Annotated in this window: 12 protein-coding genes; 1 reads left to right on the forward strand and 11 read right to left on the reverse strand. The window is 35.8% G+C overall.

The annotated features are described in order from the left end of the window. Positions 1–36: 36 nt before the first annotated feature. On the forward strand, positions 37–669 hold the full coding sequence (locus BM201_RS09480) for an NAD(P)H-dependent oxidoreductase (RefSeq protein ID WP_092541983.1): 633 nt from the start codon (positions 37–39) through the stop codon (positions 667–669). Here the strand turns inward: BM201_RS09480 and ribB are convergent. From ribB to nhaC, 11 genes are all read right to left on the reverse strand, one after another. Next, positions 666–1,814, reverse strand: coding sequence for a 3,4-dihydroxy-2-butanone-4-phosphate synthase (ribB, locus tag BM201_RS09485; protein ID WP_092541985.1), 1,149 nt, complete (start codon positions 1,812–1,814; stop codon positions 666–668). The genes BM201_RS09480 and ribB overlap by 4 nt on opposite strands. A 35-nt stretch (positions 1,815–1,849) precedes the next feature. Next, positions 1,850–3,295: an LptF/LptG family permease gene (locus BM201_RS09490; protein ID WP_092541987.1), complete on the reverse strand. Its 1,446-nt coding sequence runs from the start codon at positions 3,293–3,295 to the stop codon at positions 1,850–1,852. Between the two features lie 10 nt (positions 3,296–3,305). Next, on the reverse strand, positions 3,306–3,947 hold the full coding sequence (locus BM201_RS09495) for an outer membrane lipoprotein periplasmic chaperone LolA1 (RefSeq protein WP_092541989.1): 642 nt from the start codon (positions 3,945–3,947) through the stop codon (positions 3,306–3,308). Between the two features lie 15 nt (positions 3,948–3,962). Next, positions 3,963–6,380 (reverse strand): DNA translocase FtsK, encoded by a 2,418-nt coding sequence (locus BM201_RS09500; RefSeq protein ID WP_092542325.1) that lies wholly within the window; start codon positions 6,378–6,380, stop codon positions 3,963–3,965. Positions 6,381–6,586: 206 nt separating this feature from the next. Further along, the gene (locus BM201_RS09505) at positions 6,587–7,579 is read right to left on the reverse strand and encodes an alpha/beta fold hydrolase (protein ID WP_092541991.1); all 993 of its coding nucleotides are present in this window, start codon (positions 7,577–7,579) and stop codon (positions 6,587–6,589) included. Positions 7,580–7,755: 176 nt separating this feature from the next. Next, entirely contained in the window at positions 7,756–8,124 is a 369-nt protein-coding gene (locus BM201_RS09510) for a diacylglycerol kinase family protein (protein WP_092541993.1), read from the reverse strand. 1 nt (position 8,125) lies between these two features. Further along, positions 8,126–8,626: a thiol peroxidase gene (gene tpx / locus BM201_RS09515; protein WP_092541995.1), complete on the reverse strand. Its 501-nt coding sequence runs from the start codon at positions 8,624–8,626 to the stop codon at positions 8,126–8,128. Positions 8,627–8,764: 138 nt separating this feature from the next. Then, positions 8,765–9,016 carry a DUF6952 family protein gene (locus BM201_RS09520; RefSeq protein ID WP_084840241.1) on the reverse strand — a complete coding sequence of 84 codons (252 nt, stop codon included), beginning with the start codon at positions 9,014–9,016 and terminating at the stop codon, positions 8,765–8,767. Further along, a complete protein-coding gene (locus BM201_RS09525; RefSeq protein WP_092542327.1) occupies positions 8,997–9,311 on the reverse strand; it encodes a thioredoxin family protein in 315 nt (104 codons plus the stop codon). Before BM201_RS09525 ends, BM201_RS09520 begins: the two co-directional genes overlap by 20 nt. A gap of 107 nt (positions 9,312–9,418) precedes the next feature. After that, positions 9,419–10,057 carry a peroxiredoxin gene (locus tag BM201_RS09530; protein WP_084840338.1) on the reverse strand — a complete coding sequence of 213 codons (639 nt, stop codon included), beginning with the start codon at positions 10,055–10,057 and terminating at the stop codon, positions 9,419–9,421. 165 nt (positions 10,058–10,222) lie between these two features. Further along, positions 10,223–11,710, reverse strand: a complete 1,488-nt coding sequence (gene nhaC / locus BM201_RS09535) for a Na+/H+ antiporter NhaC (protein WP_092541997.1) — start codon at positions 11,708–11,710, stop codon at positions 10,223–10,225. Between the last annotated feature and the right edge of the window lie 322 nt (positions 11,711–12,032).

Genomic DNA, 12,032 nt, shown 5'->3' on the forward strand with positions numbered 1-12,032 from the left:
CTGCATTGTTTAAATTTGTAAAAAATTGAGAATAAAATGAGTAATATAAAAGCTTTGCAATGGCGTTATGCCGTTAAAAAATTTGATGCAGAAAAGATCTTACCAGAGGCGAAAATCGATGTTTTAAAGCAGGCTTTTAATTTAACTGCAACTTCTTACGGCTTACAACCTATTAGATTGGTGGTTGTAAAAAACAAGGAATTACAGGAGTCGTTAAAAGAAAAAGCGATGAACCAGGTGCAACTTTCTACAGCATCTCATGTACTGGTGATTTGTATTGAAGATAAAGTGGATAAAGATTTTATTCTGAATTATTTTGAAAGAGTAAAGCAAATACGGGAAACTCCAGATGAAATATTGGATCCTTTCAAGAACTTTTTAGTGGATGACTTCGGAAAAAAATCTGCCGAGGATCTTACAATTTGGGCTAAGAATCAAGCGTATTTGGTTTTGGGAACCTTGCTTACCGTTTGTGCTACTGAAGAGATCGATGCCTGCCCAATGGAAGGCTTTTTACCTGAGGAGTACGACGAACTTTTAAATCTGAAAGAAAAGAATTTAAAGTCGGTTTTAGTATTACCGGTAGGTTACCGTGCTAAAGATGATATCTTCTCCAGTTTCAAAAAAGTAAGACGCCCTGAAGAAGATACCATTATAAATATTTACTAGTAGTTTACGTAATCTACGATCTCTAAGCCATATCCAATCATACCAACACGTTTGGTTTGCTTAGAGTTAGAAAGTAATTTTATTTTATGAATGCCAAGATCGTGTAAGATCTGTGCACCAATTCCAAAATCTTTATTGTCCATAGAAGGTTGCGGTGCTTTTATTTCACCTTCCTTCTGGCTGTCTTTTAATTCTGCTAATCGGGTTAATAAACTCAATGGCTTAGTTGCCGGATTAATAAAAACGATCGCGCCTTTACCAGCTTTTTCAATAGCCTTAAACATCGCATCGAGCTTTTTATCGGCATCGTTGGTAAGCGTGCCTAAAATATCATTGTTTACCAAAGTAGAATTCATTCTAACAAGAACATCTTCTTCTTTGGTCCATGATCCTTTGGTAAGCGCAATATGGATCTGGTTATTAGTAGTTTGTTTGAAAGCTCTGAGTCGAAAATCGCCAAATCTGGTCTTAATTTCAAAATCTTCTTCTTTTACAATAAGCGAATCATGTTGCATACGGTATGCTACAAGATCTTCTATTGAAATAATCTTAAGATCAAATTTTTTAGCTACTTCCATAAGTTCAGGAAGTCTTGCCATGGTGCCATCTTCATTTAAGATCTCTACCAAAATTCCGGCAGATTGTAAACCTGCAAGCCGAGCAAGATCGATAGAAGCTTCAGTATGGCCAGTTCTTCTTAGAACGCCACCATTTTTTGCACGTAGTGGAAATATATGTCCTGGACGGCCTAAATCTTCAGATTTAGTTTCTTTTTCGGTTAATGCTTTAATCGTTTTTGCACGATCGTGGGTAGAAATTCCTGTTGTACAACCATGACCAATAAGATCTACAGAAACGGTAAACTGCGTATTGTGTAAAACGGTATTATCGTCTACCATTAAATTTAATCCCAGTTCTTTAGAGCGATCTTCAGTAATAGGAGCGCAAATCAATCCGCGTCCATGAGTAGCCATAAAATTGATCATCTCTGGTGTAACTTTCTCTGCAGCAGCAACAAAATCACCTTCATTTTCGCGATCTTCGTCATCTACAACGATAATTACTTTCCCAGCTTTGATGTCCTCAATAGCTTCTTTTATTGTATTTAATTCAAAGGATTTATGTCCTTCATTAATTCCTGACATTTTGCAACTTTTTTAGGTTAGCAAAGGTATTTAATCTATTTATCTTTAGGCTTTACCAATCCTATCTTTTTAAAGAACTTCGATATAGGCTCGGTGATCATATCTAAAGAAAATAATCCCTGATCTGTAGTAGCTCGATAAGTGAAGTAAATTCCTAAAGGTAACATGATAAGCGTGCTTAGCCACGTGGCAATAAACGGACTAATACTGCCGTCTTCTGCACTGTTCTTGGCAAAGATTCCAATAAAATGATAAGTTAGAAATATAATGATCGCTATAACCATTGGCAATCCCATACCTCCTTTACGAATTATTGCACCTAAAGGAGCACCAACAAAAAATAGGACGATACAGGCCACGGCCAGCACGTATTTTTCGTGTAAAGCAATCTCGTATTTATTTAGTCTTCTAACACTTTGCTTAAATTCCTGTTTCTTAATGGATAAATGAGAAATTGCAGCATTGGTAGTTCGAATAGCATCATCTATAATTCTTTGCGATTGATCACTATTATAATTGTCGAGAATAGAATTTTCGAAGGCTTCGTATTTTTTAGAATCTTCCGGGTTGAAATTAATAGTTAGACCTTTTACTCCGGTTCTACTATACATAGACGTTGCAAAAGCTTCTTTGCGCTCGTTAAGTGATACAGAAAAGCTATCGATACTTTTGGTAAGTTCACCAATTCTAAGCATGCTTTGAGTCGTATAACTCTCGTCCTCCATATCTACCTGGTTCAATTCAGATAGATCGATATTGATGGTATACTCTTCAAAATAACTTTTCATAAAAGGTTTCTGGTCTCTTTTAGAATAGTCGCTTGGTGTAATTTCGTTGTAATAATTCCCATCTGTAAGAATTAAAGATAAAACATTAGAATCTTCACTACTTACCAGCTCTCCTTCTTTCGACTTTATTACAGTGTAATTTCCTCCTCTATTGTTGTTTTCATGAATGATCACATCACTTAGATACTGGTCGTTATCGCCAGATTTTTCATCAACTTTAATATTGATGTTTCCAACTTCATTAAAAACACCTTCGGTAATAGCCATTGCGGGTTTCATTTTAGCAATATTCTTCCGCAGGTTAATGATCTTGAATTCGGCTGCCGGAATAACATTGTTGGCAAAAACAAAAGCGGTAACACTAACTAATAATATAAATAATGTTAGACCTCGCATTGCTCGCTGCAGAGAAATACCAGAAGATTTCATGGCAGCGAACTCATAATTTTCAGCAAAATTACCAAAGACCATGATCGAAGTTAGTAGTATGGTTAGTGGTAAAACCATAGGAACTAACTTAGGTGTGGTGTATAAAAGGAATTTTAAAATGATCGCTACATCCAGGTCTTTACCGGCCAGTTCACCAATGTATAACCATATGGCCTGGAGTACAAAGATGAACATCAAGATGATAAAAACGGTAAAGAACGTTTGTAAATAACTTACCAGTATGTACCTGTCGAGTATTTTCAAAGATGTAAGATTAATCTAAACGATTAATGTAATAGTTGCTATATCTGCTCTCGTCAAAAGTAAATAGATTTTGAGCAAGAGACTGGTTTGTTTTAAAACTTTTTACCGTGATCGTGATCTTGGTTCCGTTTGGCTGGGTTTGGATTAAATTGTAAATATTTTTGGTCTCTTTATCGATTCCCAACAAAATATTTTTCACTTCAGCTTCGCTATCTATAGGTGTTAATTTTACATACTGAATCGTTCTACCATTCACGTTTTGAGTGATGTCCCAATCAAAAGTATAACCATCCTGATAGAATGTGAACATTTTAGACGGAGTGATATTATTTTCGTCTTCAGCAACATAATTAGAGATATTGATCTCTTCGTCTTCTGGAATGATCGTGTATACTTTTTTACCATCAAAAAGTTGCGTGGTTCCCATAAAATTTAGTAAATATTTGTCTCCTTTTATGCTGGCGTCGCCACGAGTTTCCTGATGAATATTTTCTGAAGTATTCTCCAAAGCATATTTAAAATCGATCACCATATTGTCATAACTGCTTACCTTTTTAGAAACTTCGTTTAGAAGTTGCTCAGCTTTTTGAGAATTCTGAGCCTGTATCCCAAGGCTAAAACATGCAAGTATTAGAAATACTACTTTTTTCATTTTACTTTAAAATCTTTATTTAGGTTCTTCGTTTAGTAATTGCTCTAAAGCTAAAAGATCTGGCACTAAAACCTGTCTTGCTTTACTTCCTTCAAACTGTCCTACAATTCCGGCAGCTTCAAGCTGATCTATAATTCTACCGGCCCTGTTATAACCAAGTTTTAGTTTTCGCTGCAGTAAAGAAGCCGATCCCTGTTGGGCGGTTACAATAACTTCAGCAGCTTCTCTAAATAGCTTATCGCGTTCGCTCACATCTATATCAAGTCCTGTGCCACTTTCCTCGCCTTCGTAGGCTGGCAGCATGTGCGCATCTGGGTAAGCTTTTTGGGATCCAATAAACTCGGTTATCTTATCTACTTCAGGAGTATCTACAAAAGCACACTGCAAACGTTTCATAGAACTTCCCTGAGTGAAAAGCATATCCCCGCGACCAATTAATTGATCTGCTCCCGGGCCATCTAAAATAGTTCTAGAATCGATCTTAGAGGTTACTCTAAAAGCGATACGAGCCGGGAAGTTAGCTTTTATAATCCCGGTAATAACGTTTACCGATGGTCTTTGCGTTGCAATAATTAAATGTATTCCTACAGCACGAGCAAGCTGAGCTAAACGTGCTATCGGAGTTTCTACTTCTTTACCGGCTGTCATAATTAAATCTGCAAACTCATCGACCACGAGTACAATGTATGGTAAAAATTTATGTCCGTTTTCAGGATTTAATTTTCGGTTTTTAAACTTAACATTGTATTCTTTAATGTTACGAACCATAGCATCTTTAAGCAGTTCGTAACGATCGTCCATTTCAATGCAAAGAGAATTTAATGTGTTAATTACTTTGGTGTTATCTGTGATGATTGCATCATCTGTATCTGGTAATTTTGCTAAATAATGACGTTCAATTTTATTGAAAAGCGTCAATTCTACCTTCTTAGGATCTACCAGTACAAACTTAACTTCAGCTGGATGTTTAGAGTAGAGTAGGGAAGTAAGTATCGCGTTAAGCCCAACAGATTTACCTTGTCCTGTCGCACCTGCCATAAGCATGTGTGGCATTTTGGCAAGATCGACCACAAAAGTTTCGTTACTAATAGTTTTTCCCAAGGCCATTGGCAGTTCCATTTCGGCACCTTGAAATTTGGGTGAAGCAATTACAGATCGCATCGATACGATGGTAGAATTTTTATTAGGCACTTCTATACCAATAGTCCCTTTTCCTGGGATTGGCGCTATAATTCTAATTCCAAGTGCTGCTAATGAAAGTGCGATATCATCTTCTAAGTTTTTGATCTTAGAAATTCTAATTCCGGCTTCAGGAACAATTTCGTATAAGGTAACCGTTGGACCAACCGTAGCTTTAATTTGGGCAATTTCGATCTTGTAGTTCTTAAGCGTATCTACAATTTTGTTCTTATTTTCCTCAAGTTCTTTTTGATTTATCGTAATGCCACCGCCATAATCCTGCAATAATTCTATGGTTGGGAATTTATAATTTCCTAGCTCTAATGTAGGATCAAATTCGCCAAAATCACTGACTAATTTTTTGCTGAGTTTATCTTCCTCTACTTCCTCTTCTTCAGGAGCGGTTTCTACTTCCATTGCAAGCTCGTCTGGCTTTTCTTCTTTTTCTTCGGAAGTTTTTTGAGGGGTATTCTTAATTTCTGAAGCCGCATTAACTTCAGAAAGGTTGTTTTCGAAATCAATTTCTGGAGCCGAATCATCTACCTGAAGTGTTTTTTCTTCAGTTTTTACAGATTGTTTTTTCCAGTCTTGTTCTTCATCGGTCTCATTGGCGGTCATTTTTTGACCAGAAGCTTCTTTGGCAGCTTTAAATTCAGCATTAATATCGTCCTTTTTAGTTTTTACAAACGTACCAACCATTTCTGGCGTAAGCTTTAAGCGTAATGCAGCGTAAGCGATAAAAAGGAAAAACAGGAGCAGTGCCGTACCAAAAAAGCCTAAATAATCCTGAAGAAAATCATTCATTTCATAACCAATGGTTCCTCCTAATATAGAATGCTCTGTAAAAAAGCCAAAAACTATGGATGCCCAGATCATAACCAAAATTCCCCAAAACCAGAAAGATGCCAGTTTTTTTGCTGCCATTCCAAAGAATAAATAAATACCAGAGATGGTAATAAGAACGGCAATCGAGAATGAAGCGACACCAAATCCCTGATAGATAAAGAAATCGCTAATTAGAGCACCAAATTTGCTTAACCAGTTTTTTGCTTCGATATTACGATCACTAAATTCCTGTAATGTGCTTTGATCTGCCTGCCAATTGAACAAAAATGAGATAAACGCCACTACAAGTGCCAATCCAAAAAGCATAAGAAAACTGCCCAAAACCACCTTTTGATGTCTGTTAAGCGCTAAAGAGAATTTCTTCGTTTTTTTAGTAGTTTTCTTAGTTCTGGTTTTCTTTTTGGCCATGTGTGGTTTTTCGGAATTTTGGCAAAAATACAAATTAGCCTCTTCTAAAATAAAGAAAATAAAATTCAATTTTAAAAGAGGCTGATTTTATACAAAAACGCAGAAAATTAATCTTTATTGGCACCACCCAAGGGTATATTTCCCAGAGACTTGCTTCTAAATTAAATTTTGTCCAACGAATGCTTCGTGGCTTACTTCGTGGTAGTTTACTTTTTTAGATATTCGAGAAGCGGGGTTATAAACTTATCGAATACCTCGATATGTGGTAGATGCCCTGTATCTGGTATTTCAACTAGCTGGGCATTTGGTATTTTATCCTGAGTAGATTTTCCTAACTTGTCATATAATCCCATGGTCGATTTTACCTGTTTTGAGACTAAATTTTTTCCCAGTGCGGTACGATCTCTGGTACCAATGATCAATAAAGTAGGAACACTAATTTCACTAAATTCGTAAACAACAGGTTGGGTGAAGATCATATCGTAGGTTAATGCAGAATTCCATGCAATGCGATCGTAATCTTCATTAAGCGTCCATCCGGCTAAAAGTTTTGCCCATTTTGCATAATCTTGATTCCAATCGCCTGCATAATAGCTCTCTTTTTGATAATTTTTAATGTCTTCGTAGGTTTTACCGATTTCATTTTTATACCAATCGTTTACGCTTTGATAAGGCACTTTAACTTTCCAGTCTTCTAAACCAATGGGATTTACCAAAACCAGGTTTTTAGTGACTTCAGGATACATTAAAGTGAAACGTGTGGCAAGCATTCCTCCCATAGAATGGCCTAAAATCGTAGTTTCTTCAATTCCCAAAGAATCTATTAATCCTTTAGTATTTTCGGCTAATTGCTGAAAAGTATACTGAAAATGTTCTGGTTTGCTAGATTTCCCGAAGCCTAATTGATCAGGCACCAAAATATTGAAACCTTCTGTGGTTAGGGCGTCGATCGTGGTTTCCCAATATGCGCCATTAAAGTTTTTTCCGTGAAGTAATGTTACTGTTTTTCCGTTATCATTTTCTGGCTGTATATACATATAGGCCATTTTATAATCATTTTTTTGTGCATTAAAATGATAAAACGAAACCGGATAAGGATATTCATAATTTTCGAGCATCAAGCCAAGCTCTTTTATCTCTTGGGCATTGAGGTTTAGAATTACTGAAAATAGTAAAAATAGCGCAGGAATTTTTTTCATAACATGAATTTTTCCTGAAGTTAAGAAGATCTACAAGTGTAGGTAAGCGGCTGAAGTACTTTAAAACAAATTTAACTCGATGATAGAGTTTGAATGCTCTGAGGTTGCCTCGAACTATTGAAAAATTTTAAACAAATTCCGCAATGGCTTACCCATAGGTAGTTTACATGAAACACCTATAATGCCTGTAAATAAGGAATATAAATAATACAGCCAATTATAATTGCGATAAACGCCGCTATACAAACAGCGCCGGCAGCAACATCTTTAATATGACCTATTTTTTGATGAAAATCTGGATGCACAAAATCTGCAATGGCTTCGATAGCGGTATTCAGCCCTTCAGCACTCATCACCATTCCAACAGCGATGCATTGAAACATCCATTCGGTTTTAGTAATGCCAAAATAAAACCCGGCAACAGTTACAACGATAGAAATGGCAAATTGTACCTGTATGCTGGGTTCATTTTTTATAAGTAACCATGCTCCTTTAAGAGCATAGCCACCACCGCGAATACGTTTCCCTAGGAAACTATCTTTCATCTTACAAAAGCGTTTTTAGCGCAGCAAGATAATTTGGTTCTTCGGCAATATCCGGAACTTGCTGAGCATGGATTACATTTAAATTTTCATCCAGAACAATTACAACTCGAGAAAGTAAACCTTCTAAAGGCCCGGTGATCATTTCTACCCCGTAATCTTTCCCAAACTCACGTTCTTTAAAGTCAGACAAGTTAATAACATTTTTTAAACCTTCGTCATTTACAAATCTTTTTTGTGCAAATGGTAGATCTCTAGAAATACAAAGGACTACGGTATTATCTAATTCGGTTGCTCTTTCATTAAAATTTCTAACAGAAGTTGCACACACACCGGTATCGATACTTGGGAAAATGTTCAGGATAACTCTTTTCCCTTTAAAATCTTCTAATTTGGCTTTAGATAGGTTGGTTTTAATAAGATCAAAATGTGGTGCTTTTTCACCAATCGCAGGCAGATCTCCATAAGTAATCACTCTTTCGCCTTTAAACGATATTTCAGACATAGCAAAATAATTGGTTAAGGATTAGTCTAGATAAATTTAGACTATTTGGAATGGAGTGATACTAAAATTATCATAAAACAAAAATCGGGTTAACTGAATTAACAATTAACCCGATTTTGGTCTTTTTATCACTAAGTTTTATTGATCTATAGATCCTAAAACTTTCTTTACAAATGCGTTTGCAGCGTCTGTATCTTTCATTCCTTCTTCACTTACCATTTTGTGAACTTCTATAGCACCACAAATATTAGTAATTAATTCACCAATTACGTCCATTTCCTCTTCAGAAACGGATCTATGCTCAGTGAAATTTTCAAGCACTTCTACAGTTGCTTCAAGTTTTTCAACTTCGTTATTACGTTGTAAGTGTTTAATTACTGGTAACTTCATGTACTAAGTCTTTTAGAACTTCAAACTTGTTAGTTTGAACTTGGTTTACGAAATCTCCATTTTTAAAAGTGGCGAATGTTGGTAGGTTATTTACGTTCGCAAGCTTTCTACTTTCTGGATACTTTTCAGCATCAACAAGAATAAACTCTGCATTTTCGTTTTCACCTGCTAACTTTTTGAATTTAGGCTTCATAAGTCGGCAATTACCACACCATCCAGCCATGTACTGTACAACTACAGTTTCGTTGTTAGCAACGATTTCACTTAAATTATCTTGGTCTAATGTCTTCATTATAGCAATTTTTTTCCCATCTAAGGGTATTAACACCCCGAGATAAATCCCGGGGATGAAAATTTTTCTTAATCTTTAAACTATCTCAGTTGGCCGAGAATAAAAGCTTTTTAGTTTAAGCTTAAGTAATCTGCAACTCCTTTTCTGTCAGCTTTCATTGCATCTTTACCTTCTTCCCAGTTTGCTGGACAAACTTCACCGTTTTTCTGAACGTGAGTATAAGCATCGATTAATCTGATGAATTCCTGTACGTTACGACCAAGTGGCATGTGGTTTACACCTTCATGAAATACAGTACCTTCTTCGTCGATTAGGTAAGTAGCTCTATAAGTTACGTTATCACCTTCTAAAGTTACATCACCAGTTTCTTCATCATAAGATTCTCCTGTAATATCAAGGATTCCAAGACGAGAACTTAAATTGCGGTTAGAATCTGCTAAGATTGGGTAAGTAACACCTTCGATTCCACCATCATCTTTTGGAGTGTTTAACCATGCAAAGTGAACCTCTGGAGTATCACAAGAAGCACCAATAACCATTACATTTCTTTTTTCAAACTCTTCTAAAGCAGCCTGAAAAGCGTGTAATTCAGTTGGGCAAACAAATGTGAAATCTTTTGGGTACCAGAATAATAATACTTTCTTGTTATTTTTCTGAGCTTCTTCTAATACATTTACTTTAAATGTATCTCCTAAGTCGTTCATTGCGTTTACACTTAGGTTTGGAAATTTTTTACCTACAATAGACATATGTTGTTGTTTTTGGGTTTTACTTTTTTTTCTTAATTCTGCTGCAAATATAGGCGAAGAGAGCGGCGTCTCCATAAAAATCAAATTCTTAATTTTTATACTGTGATAGAATTTGATTATTGTAAAAGAATATTCTTATAGGGTAATTCTATTTTATCCGAAAAGCTATGCTGTACGGGTGTTTGTAGAATTACCAAGCTCTTTAATTTTTATTCTGAAAGCAGCGAATAATAAGGTCATAAACGGACTCAGATAATTGAAGAAACTATACCCAATATATGAAAGAACAGGTACACCAAGAACACCACTGTGATAAGCACCACAAGTATTCCAAGGGATTAATACAGAAGTTACTGTTCCTGAATCCTCTAAAGTTCTACTAAGGTTTTCTGGAGCCAGACCTTTATCTTTATAAGCTTTTGCGAACATTTTTCCTGGAACAACAATAGCCAGATACTGGTCTGAAGCGGTTACATTTAGTGCAAGGCAACTTACAACGGTACTTGCAAAAAGACCAAAAACACTATCAAAAAGATTTAATAAGGCCTTACTAATTCTAGCTAAAGCACCAATGGCGTCCATAATTCCGCCAAAAACCATCGCACAGATAATTAACCAAATGGTTCCTAACATTCCTGCCATTCCGCTTGAGGCAAAAAGATCGTTAAGTGCAGCAGATTCAGTTTCAATTGCAGTATCTACGGTTATAGCATCCATAATTCCGCGGTAAGCACTTACAAATGTCAGTTCGTCACTACCGCTAATTTCAAGAACAATTTCTGGTTGAAAAATAAGAGCAGCAACAGCACCAAGTAAAGTACCTATAAGTAAAGCAATAAGTGGAGAGGTTTTTCTAACAATTAAAAAGATTACCAATACAGGAACCACAAATAGCCATGGAGTGATATTAAACGAAGCTTCAATAGCATTTAAAATTGAAGAAGTATCTGTAGAACCGCTGGTATCTAAATTAAGTCCTATAATAACAAATATTACTAAAGTCACAACGATGGTTGGGACAGTTGTAATTGCCATATATCTAATATGAGTAAATAAATCTGTTCCTGCCATTGCCGGTGCAAGGTTGGTGGTGTCACTTAGCGGAGACATTTTATCACCAAAATAAGCACCAGATAAGATTGCCCCGGCCGTCATCCCAAGTGGAATACCCAACGCATCTGCAATTCCAACAAGTGCAATACCAACGGTAGCAGAGGTTGTCCAGCTACTGCCTGTCGCTACAGAGATCACAGAACATATTACAACCGTAGCTGCCAGAAAGATTGTGGGATTTAAAATTTGTAAGCCATAATAAATCATAGTTGGTATAATCCCACTAATTAACCAGGTACCTGCTAAAGCGCCTACCATTAAAAGAATTAAAATTGCCCCAGCTGTACTTTGAATGTTTTTGGCAACTTCATCGATCATGGTATCAAACTTTACTTTATTAAAGTAGCCAACAATTGCTGCAACAGCGCCACCTAATAGTAAAATAAACTGATTAGAACCAGATAATGCATCATCTCCATATACCACCAAAACATTAAAACCAAGCATTATAATTAAAGCAAACACTGGTAATAGCGCAGCCCAAATACTTAATTCTTTTTTTTTAACATTTTCTTCGGGATGGGTAGTATGGTTTTCCATTCAGTTTAAGAGAGTTTAGTTTCTAAAAGCTAAAATTCGATAAATCTAAAGATGTTTTTTAGGAAATATAAAAGTTTAGCATAGATTAAATTTTCGTTTGTAATGTTACGATTTTAGATAAAAGTATGCAAGGTTTAGGTACAACGCAGCTGTTTTAAATCGAATAAAAGCAGGTGAAACTTCAATATAGAAGAAGAATTATTAACAATATCGTTTGAAATTTAAGTTTTCTTAAAAGTTTAGAAAGCTAATTAGCTAGCATTGGTGGTTTAGAGAATAGTCGTACTTTTGTAAGTATTGTTTAAAATTCAACATAAAAACT

This window comes from Zunongwangia mangrovi, assembly GCF_900112105.1.
GTDB lineage: Bacteria > Bacteroidota > Bacteroidia > Flavobacteriales > Flavobacteriaceae > Zunongwangia > Zunongwangia mangrovi.